The 19,369-nt window shown below is 65.1% G+C and carries 14 protein-coding genes, 1 pseudogene and 2 riboswitches; of the genes and pseudogenes, 14 read left to right on the forward strand and 1 reads right to left on the reverse strand.

Going from position 1 to position 19,369, the window contains the following annotated elements; translation table 11 throughout:
• From AC07YS_RS12935 to AC07YS_RS12945, 3 genes and pseudogenes are all read left to right on the forward strand, one after another.
• Positions 1-428: pseudogene (locus tag AC07YS_RS12935) on the forward strand (PhaM family polyhydroxyalkanoate granule multifunctional regulatory protein); the annotation flags it as partial.
• A 49-nt stretch (positions 429-477) separates the two neighbouring features.
• Positions 478-1,758, forward strand: a complete 1,281-nt coding sequence (locus AC07YS_RS12940) for an FIST signal transduction protein (RefSeq protein ID WP_070060267.1) — start codon at positions 478-480, stop codon at positions 1,756-1,758.
• A gap of 214 nt (positions 1,759-1,972) precedes the next feature.
• Positions 1,973-3,388, forward strand: a complete 1,416-nt coding sequence (locus tag AC07YS_RS12945; protein WP_495269018.1) for an RtcB family protein — start codon at positions 1,973-1,975, stop codon at positions 3,386-3,388.
• A gap of 19 nt (positions 3,389-3,407) precedes the next feature.
• On the opposite strand, the gene AC07YS_RS12950 is transcribed toward AC07YS_RS12945, so the two are convergent.
• A complete protein-coding gene (locus AC07YS_RS12950) occupies positions 3,408-4,715 on the reverse strand; it encodes a D-amino acid dehydrogenase (protein WP_062471173.1) in 1,308 nt (435 codons plus the stop codon).
• Positions 4,716-4,806: 91 nt separating this feature from the next.
• Positions 4,807-4,913: riboswitch (glycine riboswitch) on the reverse strand.
• A gap of 44 nt (positions 4,914-4,957) precedes the next feature.
• Positions 4,958-5,048: riboswitch (glycine riboswitch) on the reverse strand.
• A 118-nt stretch (positions 5,049-5,166) separates the two neighbouring features.
• On the opposite strand from AC07YS_RS12950, the gene rfbB reads away from it, so the two are divergent.
• From rfbB to AC07YS_RS13005, 11 genes are all read left to right on the forward strand, one after another.
• Positions 5,167-6,246: a dTDP-glucose 4,6-dehydratase gene (rfbB, locus tag AC07YS_RS12955; protein ID WP_495269017.1), complete on the forward strand. Its 1,080-nt coding sequence runs from the start codon at positions 5,167-5,169 to the stop codon at positions 6,244-6,246.
• A complete protein-coding gene (rfbD, locus tag AC07YS_RS12960) occupies positions 6,243-7,133 on the forward strand; it encodes a dTDP-4-dehydrorhamnose reductase (RefSeq protein ID WP_495269016.1) in 891 nt (296 codons plus the stop codon). Before rfbB ends, rfbD begins: the two co-directional genes overlap by 4 nt.
• Before the next feature lie 39 nt (positions 7,134-7,172).
• The gene (gene rfbA / locus AC07YS_RS12965) at positions 7,173-8,060 is read left to right on the forward strand and encodes a glucose-1-phosphate thymidylyltransferase RfbA (RefSeq protein ID WP_492740978.1); all 888 of its coding nucleotides are present in this window, start codon (positions 7,173-7,175) and stop codon (positions 8,058-8,060) included.
• 37 nt (positions 8,061-8,097) lie between these two features.
• Positions 8,098-9,102, forward strand: coding sequence for a GDP-mannose 4,6-dehydratase (locus AC07YS_RS12970; protein ID WP_099794925.1), 1,005 nt, complete (start codon positions 8,098-8,100; stop codon positions 9,100-9,102).
• A gap of 13 nt (positions 9,103-9,115) precedes the next feature.
• Positions 9,116-9,832: a sugar phosphate nucleotidyltransferase gene (locus tag AC07YS_RS12975; RefSeq protein ID WP_492733742.1), complete on the forward strand. Its 717-nt coding sequence runs from the start codon at positions 9,116-9,118 to the stop codon at positions 9,830-9,832.
• Between the two features lie 3 nt (positions 9,833-9,835).
• Positions 9,836-10,762 carry an NAD-dependent epimerase/dehydratase family protein gene (locus AC07YS_RS12980; protein WP_495269015.1) on the forward strand — a complete coding sequence of 309 codons (927 nt, stop codon included), beginning with the start codon at positions 9,836-9,838 and terminating at the stop codon, positions 10,760-10,762.
• A gap of 72 nt (positions 10,763-10,834) precedes the next feature.
• The gene (locus AC07YS_RS12985) at positions 10,835-14,239 is read left to right on the forward strand and encodes a glycosyltransferase (RefSeq protein ID WP_495269014.1); all 3,405 of its coding nucleotides are present in this window, start codon (positions 10,835-10,837) and stop codon (positions 14,237-14,239) included.
• 191 nt (positions 14,240-14,430) lie between these two features.
• Complete coding sequence (gene rfbC, locus AC07YS_RS12990; RefSeq protein ID WP_492733745.1) at positions 14,431-14,985, forward strand: dTDP-4-dehydrorhamnose 3,5-epimerase; 555 nt, start codon at positions 14,431-14,433, stop codon at positions 14,983-14,985.
• Positions 14,982-15,980 (forward strand): UDP-glucose 4-epimerase GalE, encoded by a 999-nt coding sequence (gene galE / locus AC07YS_RS12995; RefSeq protein ID WP_495269013.1) that lies wholly within the window; start codon positions 14,982-14,984, stop codon positions 15,978-15,980. Before rfbC ends, galE begins: the two co-directional genes overlap by 4 nt.
• A gap of 221 nt (positions 15,981-16,201) precedes the next feature.
• Complete coding sequence (locus tag AC07YS_RS13000) at positions 16,202-18,436, forward strand: glycosyltransferase family 2 protein (RefSeq protein ID WP_495269012.1); 2,235 nt, start codon at positions 16,202-16,204, stop codon at positions 18,434-18,436.
• Positions 18,437-18,730: 294 nt separating this feature from the next.
• On the forward strand, positions 18,731-19,348 hold the full coding sequence (locus AC07YS_RS13005) for a NeuD/PglB/VioB family sugar acetyltransferase (RefSeq protein ID WP_495269011.1): 618 nt from the start codon (positions 18,731-18,733) through the stop codon (positions 19,346-19,348).
• The last annotated feature ends 21 nt before the right edge of the window (positions 19,349-19,369 follow it).

A 19,369-nucleotide genomic window follows, 5' to 3' on the forward strand; every position in this document is an offset into this window, starting at 1 on the left:
CGGCCCCCGCACCCCGGCCCGAGCCGGAGCCCGTCGAAGAAGAGGAAGAAGAGTTCGACGAGGCCGAGGAAGAAGCGGAAGAAGAGGAAACCCCGGCGCCGAAGAAGACGTCGCGCGCCAAGCCCGCAGCGTCCAACGGCGCCGCCGGCGTGGTCGACCCGATGCAATGGTGGGGCTCGCTCACCGAGCAGTTCCAGCAGATCGCGAGCACCGCGCTGCAGGACGCGGCGCAGCTCAAGGTGCCGGCCATGGCGCAGCCGCTGGCCGACGCCATGGGGCAGGTCATCGGCAAGGCGACGGCGGCGCGCAAGCCGGCCGCCAAGACCGCCGCGAAGAAGGCCGCCGCCAAGAAAGCCGCGCCGGCACCCGCCGCGCGCAAGAAAACCACGTCCGCCGCCGCGCGCAAGCGAACCTCCGGCCGGCGCTGACGTCTTACAGACACCTTTCCAGACGACGACGCACGGGTCGGTACGCACCATGAAACTGTTTCCCACCGGCCATGCCACCCACCCGCAATGGCGCATGGCCGCCGGCCTCGTGCTGGCCCAGTTGCGCGCGCAGATGGCGCTGCCCGACTACGCGTCGAACCCGACGCTCGGGCTGCTCTACATCACCGACCACTACGCGGCCGAGGCGCAGGAGATCCTCGATCACCTGAGCGCCGAACTGCCCGAGGTCACCGACTGGTCGGGCACCGTCGGCATCGGCGTGTCGGCCAACAACGCCGAGTACTTCGACGAGCCCGGCCTGAGCCTGATGCTGTGCGCGCTGCCCAGCGACCAGTACCGCGTGTTCTCCGGCGTGGCGCCGCTGGGCAGCTCCGAAATGAGCGGCTTCGAGGCGCACACCGCGCTCGTGCACGCCGACCCGGCCACGCCCGACCTGGGCGAGCTCATCGGCGAGATGGCGGGGCGCACCGACACCGGCTACCTGTTCGGCGGGCTCTCGTCCGGCCGCGGCGGGGCGCTGCAGTTCGCGGTCGGCGGCAACGGCAATATCCGCGGCCACGGCGCGGCGGGCGGCGTGTTCTCGGGCGGCTTGTCGGGCGTGGTGTTCGGCGAGGGCGTGCGGCTGGTGTCGCGCGTCACGCAGGGCTGCCAGCCGCTGCGCACCGGTGGCGCGCGCGAGCGCGAGATCACCGAGGCCGACGGCAACCTGCTGCTGTCGCTCGACGGCGAGCCGGCGCTCGACGTGCTGCTGGCCGACCTGCAGGTGTCGCTCGACCGGCCGCAGGAAGCCATCGACGCCGTGCGCAACACGCTGGTCGGCCTGGCCGACGCGGGCAGCGACGGCATCCGCCGCACCGGCGACCTGGGCGCCGACGTGCTGGTGCGCCACATCATCGGCCTCGATCCGACGCGGCGCGGCATCGCCATTGCCGACAACGCCGAGGCCGGCATGCGGCTGAGCTTCTGCCGCCGCAATGCGCAGGCGGCGCGCGCCGACCTGATGCGCATCTGCGCCGAGATCCGCGAAGAGCTCGAGCCCGAAGAACAGACGCTGGCCACCGCGCGCGCCGTGGCGGCCGGCGAGGCCGAGGCCGCGCCGCATCCCGCGCGGCGCATCGCGGGCGCGGTGTACGTGAGCTGCTCGGGACGCGGCGGCCCGCACTTCGGTGCGCCGGGCGCCGAATTGCAGATCGTGCGGCATGCGCTGGGCGACGTGCCGCTGGTCGGCTTCTTCGCCGCCGGCGAGATCGCGCGCCACCATCTGTATGGCTACACCGGCGTGCTGACGGTGTTCACTGCGCCGGACTGACTGGCTGACTGACGGGAAAAAACGACGCGCGCGCCTGCGCCCTGTGTTCGCAGGCGCTTCGCGTCGCTAGAATCCGCCCGCTTTCTTGAATCTCTGCTGCTGCAAGAAAGAGTGATCCGCGCGCCCCGAGGCACGCGGTCGATCTCTTTCGCCCCGCCACGCGATGTGACGGGGCCCGGAAACCGACACGGTTTCCCCGAATGGAATTGCAGCCATGGGCAGCCCTACCAATAGTCATTTTTCGAGACTCCAGCGCGTCTTTTCGCGCGCCCATATCGCCGTCGATTACCGCGACGGCATCTATCACCTGCGCAACGAAGCCGCGCAGGCGACCGTTCTTCTGCCGCAGAGCCTGCCGCTGGAAGAAAAAGCCGTGAGCCAGCTGCTGGCCTTCGCCAGCGTGCGCTCGCCCGACGGCGCGCACGGCGTGTGCAAGGCCTGCGCGACGCCGGACTTTCATCCGGGCTCGATCGCGCCGGTGGGCAGCGTCGTCGCCACCGATGGCGACTTCGTGATTCCCGCCGCGGTCGGCACCGACATCAACTGCGGCATGCGCCTGCTGACCACCGGCCTCACGCTGGACCAGGTGGCGCCGCACAAGACGCAGCTGCTCGCGCGGCTCACGCGCAGCCTGCTCGACAACGGGCGCGACGTGCCGGTGCACACGGCGGCGTTTCGCGCGCTGTTCGACGACGGGCCGGCCGCGTTCCTGGACGCCGTGCGCAACGAGGGGCTCTGGGCGGCCTGCGACCGCGACCGGCTGCAGGCCGAGATCGGCGCGTGCATCGGCCTGGCGAGCTTCGGCGGTCAGTCGCGGCACGCACCGCCGGCCTACACCGGCGCGCGCCACGAGGTGTTCCGCGATCCGTGCCTGGGCACGCCGGGCAGCGGCAACCACTTCGTCGAGCTGCAGGTGGTCGACCAGGTGATGGACCGGCACGCGGCCTACCGCGCGGGGCTCAAGGCGGGCGAGGTCGTCGTGATGATCCACAGCGGCTCGCGCGACATCGGGTTCCATGTCGGCGGCCGCTGGATGGACCGCGCGCGGGCCGAGTGGCCACAGGGCCTGCGCCACCCGAAGAGCGGGCTGTACGGCCTGGCCGGGCCGCTGGCGCAGGAGTACCTCGAAGCCATGGGCGTGGCCGCGCGCTATGCGTGGGCCAACCGCGTCGTGCTGGCCGAGCTGGTGCGCAAGGACTTCGCCGAACTGCTGGGCGCCACGGCGTCGACGCTGGTGGTCGACGTGCCGCACAACGTGGTGCTGCGCGAGCACGGCATGAACATCCACCGCAAGGGCGCGACGCCGGCGCACGCGGGCGACCTGGCGCTGATTCCCGGGTCGATGGGCGATCACTCGTACCTCGCGACCGGGCTGGGGCATGAAGACTGGCTGTGGTCGTGCAGCCATGGTGCCGGCCGGCGCATGCGTCGGCAGGAAGTGCGCGCGATGCGGCCCGCACCCGACGACGCCGATGCCAGCTGGCAGTGCGTGACTTTGCGCGAGGAGCGCCGCATCGAGGAGGCGCCGCAGGCCTACAAGCCGATCGGCGCGGTGATCGAGGCGCAGGAAAGCGCGGGGCTCATCCGCTGCGCCGTGCGGCTCAAGCCCTGGGTCACGTTCAAGGCGTGACCCGAGGGCGCGTGTCGTGTCAGCCCAGTGCGGGCTGCACGGCGCGTGGCGCGGGCGCCGGCATGCCGGCGAACGCGAAGTCGACCTCGGGCGCCAGCCCGCTCACGATGCGCGCGATCGACTTGCCCGAGCCGCAGGCGTGCGTCCAGCCGAGCGTGCCGTGGCCGGTGTTGAGGAACAGGTTCGGCAGCTTGGTCTTGCCGATCAGCGGCACGTTGCTCGGCGTGGCCGGGCGCAGGCCAGTCCAGAACTGCGCGCGCTCGGTGTCGCCGGCGCCGGGGAAGAGTTCTTCGACGCGCCGCACGATGGCTTCGCAGCGCACGCGGTTCAGGTCGCGGTCGTAGCCGTTGAGCTCGGCCGTGCCGGCGATGCGCAGGCGGTCGCCCGACTCGGAGGTGTAGCGCGAGAACACCAGCTTGTATTCGTCGTCCGTGAGCGAGACCTGGTGCGCCTTCGACGCGTCCTTCACGGGCAGCGTCACCGAGTAGCCCTTGGCGGGGTAGATCGGCAGGCGGATGCCCAGCGGCGCGGCGTACAACGGACTCAGCGAACCCATCGCGAGCACGAAGGCATCGCCGCGGATGCGCTGGAAACGGCCTTCGTTGTCGGTCGCCTCGACGTGGTCGATGCTGCCGCCGGCTTCGCGCAGCGCGGTCACCGTGTGGCTCATGAGGAACTTCACGCCGGCCGCCTCGGCCAGCTTCACGAGCTCGCGCGCGAAGCGGTTGGCGTCGCCCGACTCGTCTTCGGCGGTGTAGGTGGCGCCGGCGAGTTGCGGGCGGATGTGGGCGAGGGCGGGTTCGATCTTGATGGCCTCGTCGGCGGAGATGACCAGCCGCTCGCAGCCCAGGGCACGCATCTGCTCGGCGGGCGCGAGGGCGCCGTCGAATTCTTTTTGCGTCGTGTAGAAGTGCAGGATGCCTTGCGTGCGCTGGTCATAGTTCAGGCCGGTGTCTCGACGCAATTGCTGCAACATTTCCCGGCTGTATGTACCGAGACGCACGATCTGTTCGATGTTGTGGCGGGTGCGCGCGGGGGTGCATTCGCGCAGGAACTGCAGGCCCCAGAGCCACTGGCGCATGTCGGCGCGGATGCGAAAGAGCAGCGGCGCATCTTCCTTGCCGAGCCATTGCAGCACCTTCAGCGGCGCGCTCGGATTGGCCCAGGGTTCGGCATGGCTGACCGAGATCTGGCCGCCGTTGGCGAAGCTGGTTTCGGCGGCCGGGGTGGCCTGCCGGTCGATCACGGTCACCTCGTGGCCGAGTTGCTGGAGGTAGTAGGCCGAAGTCACGCCGAGCAGGCCGGCGCCAAGAACGATCACACGCATTGCAAGTACCTTTGAGTTTGCAGCGCTTGAACGGCGGGCGTGGAGTGCTATTGAACCAATAGCAAGCAACCGGACGACCGATGTCCAAGTTGCCGCTCCCCCTGTCCTCGGTACCTGAGAGATTCACCCTGCTGCACCCGCAGCGGGTTTGCTCCTTCGGTGCGCCACATGGCGTGGCGGCTCTCCAGACGGCTGTATCGATGAGTGCAGTACTGACCCCTTGCCGAAGTTCCTGGGCGTTGCCTGGAATTTCGTCGGGCCGACCTGAGCGTTTATGGGAGTTTGCGCCTTCGGTAGGGCCTCCGTGGAGGCCCGCTCTCCTGCAATTGTTGGCGATTGTAGGCGGGCCCCGCAAGCCGGCCAAGCCCTGTACATCGGCACTTCACACCGATGGGATAATTGAATGTTGATTTTTGGTAAAGCAAACTTTTTTCTACATGCAGGGGACTCCATGATCCTGGTTACCGGCGGCGCAGGCTTCATTGGCGCCAATTTCGTGCTCGACTGGATCGCGCAGGGCAACGAGCCCGTCGTGAACCTCGACAAGCTGACCTACGCAGGCAACCTCGAGACCCTGGCGTCGCTCAAGGGCAACGCGAACCACGTCTTCGTGCAGGGCGACATCGGCGACAGCGCGCTGCTCGATCGCCTGCTGGCCGAGCACAAACCCCGTGCCGTCGTGAACTTTGCCGCGGAATCGCACGTGGATCGTTCGATCCACGGCCCCGAAGACTTCGTGCAGACCAACGTGCTCGGCACCTTCCGCCTGCTCGAATCGGTGCGCGGCTACTGGAACGCCCTGCCGGCCGACCAGAAGGCGGCCTTCCGCTTCCTGCACGTGTCGACCGACGAGGTCTACGGCTCGCTCTCCAAGACCGACCCGGCCTTCACCGAAGAGAACAAGTACGAGCCCAACAGCCCGTACTCGGCCAGCAAGGCCGCCAGCGACCACCTCGTGCGCGCCTGGCACCACACCTACGGCCTGCCGGTGGTCACCACCAACTGCTCGAACAACTACGGCCCGTTCCACTTCCCCGAGAAGCTGATCCCGCTGATGATCGTCAACGCACTGGCCGGCAAGAACCTGCCCGTGTACGGCGACGGCATGCAGGTGCGCGATTGGCTCTACGTGAAGGACCACTGCAGCGCCATCCGCCGCGTGCTCGAAGCCGGCCGCCTCGGCGAGACCTACAACGTCGGCGGCTGGAACGAGAAGCCCAACATCGAGATCGTCAACACGGTGTGCGCGCTGCTCGACGAACTGAGCCCGCGCGCCGACGGCAAGCCGTACAAGGAACAGATCACCTACGTCACGGACCGCCCGGGCCACGACCGCCGCTACGCCATCGATGCACGTAAGCTCGAGGCCGAGCTTGGCTGGAAGCCCGCCGAGACCTTCGATACCGGCATCCGCAAGACCGTCGAGTGGTACCTCGCCAACGGCGAGTGGGTGCGCAACGTGCAAAGCGGCGCGTACCGCGAATGGGTCGAGAAGCAATACGACGCTGCGCCTGCAAAGGCTTCCGCATGAAGTTGCTGCTGCTCGGCAAAGGTGGACAGGTCGGCTGGGAGCTGCAGCGCAGCCTCGCGCCGCTCGGCGAAGTGGTCGCACTGGACTTCGACAGCACCGACTTCCACGCCGACTTCAGCCGCCCCGAGCAGCTGGCTGCCACGGTGCTGGCGGTGCGCCCCGACGTCATCGTCAATGCCGCCGCGCACACTGCCGTCGACAAGGCCGAGAGCGAGCCCGACTTCGCGCGCAAGCTCAACGCCACCTCGCCCGGCGTGGTGGCCGAGGCGGCGCAGCAGATCGGCGCGCTGATGGTGCATTACTCCACCGACTACGTCTTCGACGGCAGCGGCACCAAGCCCTGGAAGGAAGACGACGCGACCGGCCCGCTCAGCGTGTACGGCCAGACCAAGCTCGAAGGCGAGCAGCTGGTGGCACGGCATTGCGCGAAGCACCTGATCTTTCGCACCAGCTGGGTGTACGCCGCACGCGGCGGCAACTTCGCCAAGACCATGCTGCGGCTGGCCAAGGAGCGCGACAAGCTGACTGTCATCGACGACCAGTTCGGCGCGCCGACCGGCGCCGAACTGCTGGCTGACATCACCGCGCATGCCATCCGCGCCACGTTGCAAGACCCGGCTAAGGCCGGCCTGTACCACGCCATCGCCGGCGGCGAGACCACGTGGCACGGCTACGCGCGCTTCGTGCTCGAGATGGCGCAGCAGGCCGGCGTCGAACTCAAGGCCGGCCCGCAGGCCGTGGAGGCCGTGCCCACCAGCGCCTTTCCGACGCCCGCGAAGCGGCCGCACAACTCGCGGCTCGACACCACCAAGCTGCAGACCACCTTCGGCCTGCGACTGCCGCCCTGGCAGGAAGGCGTGGCACGCATGCTGCGCGAGACGCTCTGACCGACTGATTTTTCCCGGCCTCCCACACTAGAAGAACCCATGACGCAACGCAAAGGCATCATCCTTGCCGGTGGCTCCGGCACCCGCCTGCACCCGGCCACGCTCGCCATGAGCAAGCAACTGCTGCCGGTGTACGACAAGCCCATGATCTATTACCCGCTGAGCACCCTGATGCTCGGCGGCATGCGCGACATCCTCATCATCAGCACGCCGCAGGACACGCCGCGCTTCCAACAGCTGCTGGGTGACGGCAGCCAATGGGGCATCAACCTGCAGTACGCGGTGCAGCCGAGTCCCGATGGCCTGGCGCAGGCATTCATCATCGGCGACAAGTTCGTGGGGAACTCGCCGAGCGCGCTGGTGTTGGGGGACAACATCTTCTATGGGCATGACTTTGCCCATCTGCTGGGCGGCGCCGACGCGCAGGACGCGGGAGCCACTGTGTTCGCGTACCACGTGCATGACCCGGAGCGGTATGGCGTGGTCGCATTCGATGCACAAGGCAAGGCCAGCAGCATCGAGGAAAAGCCGCTCAAGCCCAAGAGCAACTACGCCGTGACGGGCCTGTACTTCTACGACAACCAGGTCATCGACATCGCCAAGGCGGTGAAGCCGAGTGCACGAGGCGAGCTCGAGATCACGGCCGTCAATCAGGCGTACCTCGATCTTGGCCGGCTCAACGTGCAGATCATGCAGCGCGGCTATGCCTGGCTCGATACCGGTACGCACGAAAGCCTGTTGGAGGCGGGGCAGTTCATCGCCACGCTGGAGCACCGGCAGGGGTTGAAGATCGCCTGCCCGGAGGAAATCGCGTGGCGGCATGGCTTCATCGACAAGGAGCAACTGGCGCGGCTGGCCTTGCCACTGCAGAAAAATGCCTACGGCAAGTACCTCAATCGGCTGCTTGCCGAAGAGCACTCATTCTGAACACTGACACACAACAATTTCTTCGGTAGTACAAGTCATGCACGCATCAACTCAAACCCTGACGGGTCAAAAGTACCTCGTAACCGGCGCAGGCGGGTTCATCGGAAGCCATCTCGTCGAAGCGCTCGTGCGTGCCGGCGCTGACGTCACGGCCATGGTCCGCTACGGTTCCGCATCGAGTTGGGGCAATCTCGAATTCGCACCGGATGACGTGAAGGGGCAGTTCCGCGTCGTGGCGGGCAACATCGACGATGGCGATTTCGTCATGCATGCCATGCAGGGCATCGACGTCGTCTGCCATCTGGCGGCCCTGATCGCCATTCCGTATTCGTACGTTGCCCCGCGCAGCTACGTGCGCACCAACGTCGAGGGAACGCTCAACGTCGTGGAGGCCGCGCGCCGTCTGTCGGTTCGTCGCGTCGTCCACACGAGCACCTCCGAGGTGTACGGCACCGCGGTGCGCGTGCCGATCGACGAAGAGCATCCGCTGCAAGGGCAGTCGCCTTATTCGGCCTCGAAGATCGGGGCGGACAAGATCGCCGAGAGCTACTACCGCTCGTTCGACACCGGTGTCGTGACCTTGCGCCCGTTCAACACGTTCGGCCCACGCCAGTCCGCCCGGGCATTCATCCCGACCATCATCTCGCAGGCATTGACCCAGGACGTGATCAAGCTCGGATCGCTGACCCCTGAGCGCGACATGACCTTCGTGACGGACACGGTCGCCGGCTTCGTCGCTGCTTCGGTGACGCCCGGCATCGAGGGGCAGACCATCAACCTGGGAACCGGCTCGACCTACACGATCGGTCACTTTGCCGAGCGCATCCTCAAGCTGATGGGCGTGGAAAAAGAGATCGTTGCGGACACCGCGCGCATGCGCCCCGACAAGAGCGAGGTCTTGAAGCTCGTCTCCGACAACGCGCTGGCCGCGAAGTTGATGGGGTGGTCGCCGCAAGTCGACCTGGACGAGGGGTTGCGCCAGAGCATCGAATTCATCCGCCGCAACATCCACCTGTACCGCCCTGCGGTCTACACCGTCTGAGGGAGCAAGCATCATGAAAGCAGTCGTCATGGCCGGCGGCAAGGGCACTCGCCTTCAGCCGTTCACCGCCTCGTTTCCCAAGCCCCTCATGCCCCTGGGGGACATGCCGGTGCTGGAACTCCTGCTGCGGCAGCTGCGTCGCGCCGGCGTCGACGAAGTCATCCTTGCGGTCAACCATTTGCATCACCTGATCCGCGCGTTTTGCGGCGATGGTTCGCGATTCGGGCTGAAGATCGACTACAGCCTCGAGGACAGCCCTCTGGGGACGGCCGGTCCGCTTGGCGCACTGATCGACAAGGTCGGCGAGAACTTCATCGTCACCAACGGCGACCTGCTCACCACGTTCGACATCGGCCAACTGGTCCGCACGCATGCCGAGCGGCAATCGGATGCCACGATCTGCGTCTACGAACGAGAGGTCAAGATCGATTTCGGGCTCATCCAGGTCGATGCGGAGATGAATCTCCAGGGTTACCTCGAGAAACCCATGAGCAAGCACCTGGTCAGCATGGGCCTCTACATGCTCAACCGCGACGCGGTGAAGCCGCATGTCAGCGAGGGTGTTCACCTGGACATGCCGGACCTGTTGCTCAAGTTGAGCGCGGCCGGCAAGAAGGTGCGCTGCCACCAACAGCCCGAGAGCTTCTGGCTCGACATCGGCCGACCGGAAGACTACTCGACAGCGCAGAAGATGTTCGACGAGAGTCGCGAGCTTTTCCTGCCCGAGTAGCCTATGCGCGTGTTTGTCACCGGTGCCAGCGGATTCGTCGGGCGGGCGGTGCTTGAAGAACTGCAGGCGCGTGGCCTTGAAGTCTTCGCCGTCAGCAGAGCCGAACGGGCCGCTGTCGCAGGCGAGGCAAGGCGCGTGCTTGCCGATCCTGCCGATGCGGCCGAGGTCCGCGATCTGCTCTTGTCTGTAGAGCCGCAGTTCGTCATGCATCTGGCGGGGGTTTCCTCCGCTCCCTCCTATAGCGAGCTCTACGAGGCCAACGTCGTATTCGCTGCCAACCTGCTGGATGGCGCGCTCGCCATGCCGCGCAAGCCGCGCGTGCTCCTGGCGGGTAGCGCAGCCGAATACGGGGCGGTGCCCGCCGCCCAGCAGCCCGTGCGCGAGGATGCGACCTGCCGTCCCAACACGGCCTACGGCGCGAGCAAGTTGGCGCAGACGAGCCACGCCTTCGTCGCGGCTTCGCGCGGGTTGCCCGTGGTGGTGGCCCGGCTGTTCAACCCCATCGGGCCTGGCATGCCGAAGTCTCTGGCCCTGGGAAGCTTTGCGCACCAGATCGCTTGCATGGGCACGCGTGGCGGTGTGCTGTCCACCGGCGATCTCGATGTCGTGCGGGACTTCATGGATGTGCGGATCGCTGCGAAGCTTCTTGTCGACCTGTCCCTGGCGAGCGACGCCTCTGCGCAGGTGGTGAACATCTGCAGCGGCGACGGACAGCGTCTGCTTGACCTCACACAGCGGTTGATCGCTGTCTCCGGCGTGCCGGTCGAGTTGAAGCACGATGAGTCGCGGCGCGGCAACAGCGATGTCAGGGCTTTTGTCGGCGACCCGTCCAGACTGAAGGCACTGGGGCTTCACGTCGAGGCCTCCGACATGGACTCGGTTCTCGAAGAGACCCTGCGCAGCGCGCGCGAAGAGATCTCCGCAACTTAAATCGAGGGCGTGCAAGGGACGTGTTCGGCGCCACGCCGGACTGCCTTTCGTTTTCTACTGGCAAGCAAAAAAATGATCTGCAACGCGTGTTCCGATACCAGCTTCAAGCCGTTCGCCATTCGGGCAGATGGCATGGAAATCAAGCGATGCACTCATTGCGGCCTGGGTGTGATCGCCAACCTGCCGGAGAGCACGCAGGCGTACTACGACGACAACTACTACGTGAACGGCGCGAGCAGCGGCTATGCGGACTATGAGTTCATGGCCGAGCACGGACTGGGTTGGGCTGCCGCGCTGGTCCGTTTGTTGGCCGACCACGGGAAAATTCTCGACATAGGCTGCGCGAACGGCTACTTGCTGGACAAGTTCACAAGCGCTTTCGACAAGTCCGGCATCGAAGTCAACGCCAAGGCCGCCGGGCAGGCGCAGGGCAAGGGCATCCGGCTCCTTGGCAACAACCTGCTGGCGCCGCAGCTGGTACAGGACCATCGCGCCGAATTCGACGTGGTGACCGCCATCGCGGTCTTCGAGCATCTGCTCGATTTCCGCGGCGGATTCCACGCCGCCATCGAGCTGCTGAAAGACGACGGGTTCCTGCTGTTCGAGGTCCCCGTCATGTCGGCCGAGTCCAACAACGCGGCATGGCTGAACAGTTCCCTGGAGCACATCTACTATCCGGCCGAGGGGGCGATCCGCCACATCGTCGAAACGGCGCTCGGCGCTCATCTGATCGGCGCGGAGGTTCCCATCAAGGACTACGCCTCGACCTATGTCGGCATCGTCACGAAGAGCGAACGCCAGGCTGCGCGCGTCAAGGAAGTCTTTGAACGCTTGATGAACGCCGACTTCGATGGCGCGACGACTGAGGAAACCAAGGCCCTGACGCACCTGCACCTTCTGCATGCAGGCCAGGCGACCGAAGCTTCGGTGCGATCGCTTTCGCGACTGGACGGCAGCGAGTTCACGCCGCCGCTGGTTGCGCGCATTGGGCAGCTCTGGTCGTTCGACCTGAAGAGACTGCAATCCGGCAACCGGCAACCGGTGGGTTTCGAGGCTGTGAACCGCGAGGTCCAACGCCTGAAGGCCGAAGTCGAAGTGATCCTCGCGGACGCGCGTCTCAATGCGGCGCAGGCCACCGAGGCCATCAACTTCGAGATCAGGCGGGCCGCGGAGCGTGAGGGCGAGACTGCGGCGCTTCGCAGGAAACTCTCCGAGGAGGTCGCGAAGACCTCCGCCATGGAACATCGGGCGCTGGAGGCCACGGGTCGGCTGGAGGCCATGCAACAAACCATCGCATGGCGAGCCACGACGCCCTTGCGTCGCTGGGCGACGAACAATCCCCGTGCTGCGCGACGGGCGAAGCAAGTCGCAAAGCTGGCGTGGTGGACGCTTCGGGGTCGCATCTTCGATCACCTTCGGGAATTCAGGCGCCGACGCGCGCAGGGCGGAAGCGGCGCCAGCAATCTGGAGGCCGCGAAGCGCACCGCGGCGGCGGTCCGTCTCCTCGCACCGGCAGGCGTCGTACCGGATGCCGTGCAACCGCCGAGCGGGCAGGACTGGCCATCGGATCGGCCGCTCGTCAGCATCGTGATTCCTTGCTTCAACTACGGCCACCTCGTGGGCGAGGCGATCCGTTCGGTCGAGGCGCAGACCTTCACCGACATCGAGATCATCGTGGTGGAGGGGGGCTCGAGCTCCCCCGACTCCCGCCAGCGCCTGATCGATGCCGTGTCCAAGGCATCGCCCAAGCTGCGGCTGCTGCTGCAGGACCAGCCGTACCGTGCCGGCGCCAACCGAAACTTCGGCATCAGTCACGCCAGGGGCAAGTACATCTGCTGCCTGGATGCCGATGACCGCATCGCGCCGACTTACATCGAGAAGGCGGTCTTCATGCTGGAGCATTCCGGTTACGGGGTGGTCTCGCCGGGGCTGCAGTTCTTTGGCGACAGATCGGATGCCTGGACGCCACACGAACGCCCGACCCTGGACATGCTGCTCGACGGCAACAATGCGCTCACTTGCGCCGTGTACAGCAAGGAGTTCTGGCGCAAGGCCGGCGGCTACCGGGACACGGACCCGACCACGGGGCATGTCCACGAGGACTGGTTGTTCTGGGTGCGCCTTGCGGCGCTCGGCGCGCGCTTCATCGGCATTCGCGAGCCGCTTTTCCACTATCGCAGCCACGGCAACACGCTAAGCAATAGAAGCGACGTGCTCGACAACGAAATCCAGAAGCTGCTGGTCCATCGCTTCAACGAAGACGTGCTGACGGAAGACGCACTTCAGTCTGCGAGAGCAGCAGGCGCTTCTGCACCGGCTCGTCCGCCGCAGTCCTTTGCGACCCGGCGCGACTTCCATGTTCAGGCGACCACCGGCCCCACCTTGTTGATCGCCCTGCCATTCCTGGTTCTGGGTGGCGCCGAGCGCTTGTTGAGTGCCATCGTTGCGCAATTGGCGCGCAATGGGTGGCGCGTGGTGATCGTGACGACCGTGCCCGTGGGGCAAACCCACGGCGATACCACCTCCTGGTTCGAATCGGCAACGCCGGAAATATTCCATCTGCCGCGGTTTCTCGAACCTGAATACTGGCGCGACTTTTTCGATCACCTGCTGCAATCCAGGGATGTCCAGATCCTCTGGGTGATCGGCAGTGCTTTTGCATATGACTGCCTGCCCGCATGGAAGCTCAGGTATCCGCGTCTTGCCGTGGCCGACCTGCTTTTCAATACGGTGGGCCATACAGCCAACAACCGGCGGTATGCCGACTGCATCGACCTGACCTTCATTGAAAATGCCGAAGTGCGGGAATGGTTGATTGCCGCGGGCGAATCCCCGCAGCGCATCAGCCTGGTGGAAAGCGGTGTCGATCTGGAAAAAAACGCGCCGGCGGATCCGGGGCAGCCCTCCCCGATGGCCGGCGATATTCCTGGAAACGCAACAGTCGTCGGATTCTTTGGCCGTTGGTCCGAGGAAAAAGACCCTCTGGGCTTCGTCGAAATAGCGAAGCGCATTTCCAGCGAATCGAATGTGGTGTTCCTGATGACTGGCACCGGCTCTCTCGAGCCGGAGCTCAGATCGGCCATTGCAGCGGCCAATTTCCCGCCTGGGAGATTCTTGTTGAAAGGCTCCGTCGCGGATCTCAGGCCTTACCTCCAGGCGTGCGACATCCTGTGCCTGCCGTCGCGGCTTGACGGACGACCGAACATCATCATGGAAGCATTGGCCAGCGGGACGGCGGTGATCGCGTCCAGGGTCGGGGCACTGCCGGACATGATCGAGGAAGGGCAGCAAGGCTATCTGTGCGCGCCCGGTGCGTACGACGAATTCGCTCGCAGGATTGAAGAGCTTGCTTCGGACAAGCAGAAGCTCGAAGACTTTCAATTGGCCGCCAGAGCCTTTGCGGAGCGCCGCTTCGACATTCAGGCAATGCTGCGGCAATATGAGAGCGAACTGCGGCGCTTGATTGGGCAGGGGTGAAGCAGCCCAGCCAACGCCGTACAACACCTGCGGGAGAGGTCGCCAAAGGCCGTACCGTTGTTTTCACGATCTCCTGGCATGGATACCTGGGCAAGGGGAGTAACGCCGGGGCAATCCAGTCAGGATTTTGGATAACAATGCCCTGATCGTGGCGCCGGGTTTGACGGCGAGCGTTTCCCTAACGATGAAGTATGAAGATATCTCCCACCAGCATTCCGGACGTCGTTGTCCTGGAGCCCAAAGTCTTCGGTGATGCCCGAGGCTTCTTCCTCGAGAGCTACAACGAGGAGGTGTTCCGGCGATCGACCGGCTCGGAGCTGACGTTCAAGCAGGACAACCATTCCCGCTCGTCGAAGGGCGTGTTGCGGGGGCTGCATTACCAGGTCGAGCAGGCACAGGGCAAACTGGTCCGCGTGGCTCGCGGCGCCGTGTTTGACGTCGCGGTCGACATCCGCCCCACGTCGGCGACTTTCGGGCGATGGGTGGGGGTCGAACTGAGCGAGGACAACAACCGGCAGCTCTGGATTCCTCCCGGCCTGGCGCACGGCTTCTTGGTGTTGAGCGAAAGCGCCGATTTCCTCTACAAGACCACCGAATACTATGCGCCCGCCCACGAGCGGAGCATTGCGTGGAACGACCCGGCGATCGGCATCGAATGGCCGCTGTTCGGTGCTTCCCCGATCCTGTCGGCGAAGGACGCCGCCGCGCCGTCGCTCGCCGACAGCCTTGCCGGAGTCGGGCGTTGATTCTGGTCACTGGCGGGGCCGGCTACATCGGGTCCCACACATGCATAGAGCTGGCACGTGCCGGGCATGAATTCGTGGTGTTCGACAATTTCTCCAACAGCGCCCCAGCCGTCCTGGCGCGCATGGAGCAAATCATCGGGCGGCCCGTGGTCTGGCAGAAGGGCGACATCCGCGACCCGGCGGCATTGGACAAGGTCTTTGCAGGCCATCCGGTGTCCGCGGTCCTGCATTTCGCCGGGCTGAAGGCGGTGACCGAATCGATCAGCCAGCCGATCGACTACTTCGACAACAACGTGCACGGTTCCATTGCGCTCATGGGGGCGATGGCGCGTGCGGGATGCAAGACCCTGGTCTTCTCGTCATCTGCAACCGTCTATGGGCCCGAGCAGCCGATGCCGGTTGCCGAGGACGCACCCTGTGCGGTGAGCAATCCCTACGGGCGCACCAAGCTGGTCGTGGAAGACTTGCTGAATGAACTGGGTCGCTCGGATCCGCAATGGCGCATTGCGACGCTCCGGTACTTTAACCCGACGGGCGCACACCCCAGTGCGTTGATCGGCGAGAGCCCTTTGGGCACGCCCAGCAATTTGATGCCGTTGGTGTGTCAGGTGGCTGCGGGGATCCGTCCGTCGTTGCAGATCTTCGGCGACGATTACCCGAGCCACGATGGAACCGGCGTGCGCGATTTCGTCCATGTCATGGATCTTGCAGAGGGGCATGTGGCTGCGCTCGATTTCCTCATGAAGAATCAGGCTCGTATCGTGGTCAATCTCGGAACAGGACATGGAACCTCGGTGCTGGAAGTCATCCGGACGTTCGAACGGGTCAGTGGCCAGCGTGTCCCTTATGAGATCGTTCCGCGGCGGGATGCGGACATCGGCATCAGTTTTGCCGACGTGAGTCTTGCGCGCGAACTGCTGGGCTGGGTTGCCAAGCGCGATGTCGATGAGATGTGCCGCGATGCATGGCGGTGGCAGGCTGCGAACCGCGGCTGAAGAGAACAGGCGATCGCTTGCGGGCGAATCAGCCGATGTAAGACGATGAAAAAGATCCCGAAGCGGGATGGGGGAGACGCAGTGTCTGATTCAATGTTGTCGGCTGGCGCGACGGTGTGCGCCAATCCGGGGTCTCCCGGCGGCGTGCGAGTTGGCCACGGTATTGCCGGCGGAACGCCGCTGTCGCACTCCGGCGTCGCCGGCGCTTTCAGGGAAGCTGAATGAGCCGTCTCGTGTTCGTTTCCACGGAGCTGACTCCGTACACGCCCGGGGCCAGCGGCCGGGTGATGCGCAACATGCTGCGTGCGCTCGACGAAGCAGACCGCAAGCGCACGACCCTGGTGATGGTCGATGCCGCCGTCGATGCCACGGCGTTCAAGGCCGCGTTCCCTCACGTGGAGCTGGTCGAGGTCGACACACGAGCGACCCAGGGCCGCTTCACCGATTCGCGCCATCATCCACCCGCCTCGGCGTACTCGAACACGCTGTGGCATTGGCGCTCGGCATGCGTCTTCAGGGCCCTGGCCGAATTGAGCAAGAGCGGCCCCATCGACTACCTGGAGTTTCCGGATCTCGGGGGGCTGGCATTCTGTACCTTGCAGGAATGCCGGCTCCGGGGCTTTCTGCCCGATGCCACCGTGGCCGTTCGTCTTCACGGATCGCACACCGCGCTCCTGCACGCTGAAGCGAGACCGCTCGCGATCGCAGATCTCAACTTGAGCGACCTTGAGCGCAAATGCCTGCGCGATTGCGACTACGTCGTGGCGCCCAGTCTCGCCGTGAGCGAGGCCGTGCGCGACATCTTCGATTTCCCGGTGCAGGAATGGGAGCCTCGGGTGCTCTGCCACGTGCCGTTCGATCGCACGTCGCTCGCCACCGATACGGTGCCTGCGTCAACGGATCAAGCCGTGGTCTTCGCCTCCGAATTCCAGCGGTCGGAGCGCCCCGACCTCTTCGTGCGCGGCGTCGTCGGCCTGATGCGCAACTGCCCGCAGTACACCGGCGCGATGACGCTGGATGCGCGCAGCACCGACGAGGCCTATCGTGCGCAGATCGAACGGCTGGTTCCCCCGACGCTTGTCGAGCGTGCCGTTTTTCTGGCGCACGCGGAGCAGCACGTGTTCGACGCGCTGGCCGCAAATGCGACGGTCGTGTTCCCGGGTGCCTTCGAGGCTGCAGCCACTGCGGCACTGGACGTGTCACTGCAGGGAGGGCGCGTGATCCTGAACAAGGCGAATCCCGCGTTCGGCGAAGGCACGCCCTGGCTTGACGGGATCAACTGCCTGAAGTTCGACGGAACGCCCACCGGGCTGGTCGAGGTGCTGGAGCGCAACTTCACCCGCAATGAAAAGCTGGTGCCGGTGCGCCATCCGGAGAGTCCGTGGCCGTGGCTCACCGCTGCGAAGCGAAAGCGGGCGTGGCGGGCATTGGGTGAACAACTTCCCCTGGTCTCGGTCGTGGTGCCTCACTACAACCTCGGCGGCTATTTGCCTGCGACGCTCGAGAACCTGATCGGGCAGAACTACGGGAACATCGAAATCCTCGTGGTGGACGATGCATCGACGGACGCACAGAGCGTGCTCGGAATCGACGAACTCGCGCGCAGCGCGGACCCGCGCGTCAAGGTGATCCGGCTGGCCGCGAATGTCGGCCTGGCGGGAGCGCGCAATGTCGGCGTTCGTCATGCGACTGGACCGTACGTGCTGACACTCGACGCCGACGACCTGATCCATCCGCGCTTTCTCGAGGTCGGCGTGGCCGCGCTGGAGAACAACGCGGAGTTCGATATCGTCGTGACCCCGGCGGGCTATTTCATCGATGGAGACGTGCCGCCCGTGGTGGGAGCAGCCGTCAACCCCTGCCGTGACTACGCCATGTTTTCCGGCGAGGCTGTTGTCGCCGGATTGCTCGAGAACAGGTTCTCCACCGCCACTGCGCTTTTCAGGCGATCGGCGATGGAACGGTTCCCCTACCTGGAGAGCTTGAGCTGCTACGAAGACTGGTCGCTCTTCATGAGGATGTGCGATGCGGGCCTGCGGTCCATCGTGACCACCGACGTCTTCTTCTTCTACAGGAAGCGGCGCAATTCCATGGTGCACACGCCGCGCGATCTTGCCCGCAGGCGCATCGAATACAGCGACCTGCTGCGAACAAGTGCCTCCGCATCGCTCAGGCAGAAATCCAGGCAGCTCGTGGTGGGCCTTGGCTCAGCGGTCGCCGGCAATCAGTCGGAGGCTGTCGACGACTCCGTGGTCGCGCCTCCCAGGATGGAGCCCACGGCGGAAGAACTCATCAGCGGGCTCTTCGGATCCGGAGGGCAGTACGACGAGCAGATTGTTTTCGCGAGCCTCAAGGCTTCGCGTTGGCTCGAGCGCAACGCGCCTTGGATCATTCGGGGCGGCGTGTTGGCTGCCCGCTGGACCTGGCAGGCTTATCGCTTCGTTCGTCGCAAATGATGGGCATTCGGCTCCTTGATCCTGGCAATGAATACAGCGATGCCGAATTGGCTGAACCAAGATTGGCAATGTCGTGGATCGCCGTGTATTGAAAGAATTAATTTCTTACCTTCTTGAATCATTTGCCCGATGAAAATTCAATTGGCTGCATGAAGCTGTGCTGTCGGGGCGCAGGCCAACTTGAATTGTTCTTCACGGGTGTGCTGCGGGTGCAACAGGCATGAATGTCAACTTGATACCCGCCCAACTTGCCTTGGCAGGGCACCTTTCTCTCGATCTACCATATCTCTGCGCATGACTCTTTTTATCTATGGGGCGGGTGGATTGGGGCGCGAAGTGCTGTCCGCCCTGCAAGCATGCGGGGAAGGCGTGTCCGGCTTCATGGTTGATCCGGGCTTCCCGATCTCGGATATTCAGGGTCTGCCAGTACGTGCCGAGCGTCTTGCGACTTTGTCGGACCCTGCCGCGTGCTTCGTCCTGGCGATCGGGGATGGCAGGGCGCGTCAACGTGCCGCACTGTCTCTGGGGGCCGGCGCCGCATTCGTCTCGGTGCGGCATCCGGCTGCGGTGATCGGCTCCCGTGTTTCAATCGGTGAAGGAGCCATGATCATCGGCCTTTGCAGCATCACGGCGGATGTCTCAATCGGGTCCCACGGGTTGATCAATCCCGGTTGCACGATCGCCCATGATTGTGTGCTTGGGGATTTCGTCAATCTTGGTCCTTCGTGCGCCCTTGCCGGTCGCGTCACGATTCAAGAGGGCGCCAATCTGGGCGTGGGCGTCTCCGTCGCGCCAGGTGTTGTGATCGGTGCTTGGTCGACGGTGGGGGCCGGCGCAGTGGTGATCCGGGACGTCGAGCCCGGATCGACCGTCGTTGGCGTTCCGGCGCGCCCCATTCGTCGCGGGGGGTGACATTGCCCCTGCTGTCTTACC

It is taken from the genome of Variovorax sp. GW458-11-26-14-LB1, assembly GCF_059423965.1.

Coding starts and splice junctions, on each gene's coding strand:
- AC07YS_RS12940 (WP_070060267.1), top strand. CDS start 478: ATGAAACTGTTTCCCACCGGCCATGCCACCCACCCGCAATGGCGCATG.
- AC07YS_RS12945 (WP_495269018.1), top strand. CDS start 1,973: ATGGGCAGCCCTACCAATAGTCATTTTTCGAGACTCCAGCGCGTCTTT.
- AC07YS_RS12950 (WP_062471173.1), bottom strand. CDS start 4,715: ATGCGTGTGATCGTTCTTGGCGCCGGCCTGCTCGGCGTGACTTCGGCC.
- rfbB (WP_495269017.1), top strand. CDS start 5,167: ATGATCCTGGTTACCGGCGGCGCAGGCTTCATTGGCGCCAATTTCGTG.
- rfbD (WP_495269016.1), top strand. CDS start 6,243: ATGAAGTTGCTGCTGCTCGGCAAAGGTGGACAGGTCGGCTGGGAGCTG.
- rfbA (WP_492740978.1), top strand. CDS start 7,173: ATGACGCAACGCAAAGGCATCATCCTTGCCGGTGGCTCCGGCACCCGC.
- AC07YS_RS12970 (WP_099794925.1), top strand. CDS start 8,098: ATGCACGCATCAACTCAAACCCTGACGGGTCAAAAGTACCTCGTAACC.
- AC07YS_RS12975 (WP_492733742.1), top strand. CDS start 9,116: ATGAAAGCAGTCGTCATGGCCGGCGGCAAGGGCACTCGCCTTCAGCCG.
- AC07YS_RS12980 (WP_495269015.1), top strand. CDS start 9,836: ATGCGCGTGTTTGTCACCGGTGCCAGCGGATTCGTCGGGCGGGCGGTG.
- AC07YS_RS12985 (WP_495269014.1), top strand. CDS start 10,835: ATGATCTGCAACGCGTGTTCCGATACCAGCTTCAAGCCGTTCGCCATT.
- rfbC (WP_492733745.1), top strand. CDS start 14,431: ATGAAGATATCTCCCACCAGCATTCCGGACGTCGTTGTCCTGGAGCCC.
- AC07YS_RS13000 (WP_495269012.1), top strand. CDS start 16,202: ATGAGCCGTCTCGTGTTCGTTTCCACGGAGCTGACTCCGTACACGCCC.
- AC07YS_RS13005 (WP_495269011.1), top strand. CDS start 18,731: ATGACTCTTTTTATCTATGGGGCGGGTGGATTGGGGCGCGAAGTGCTG.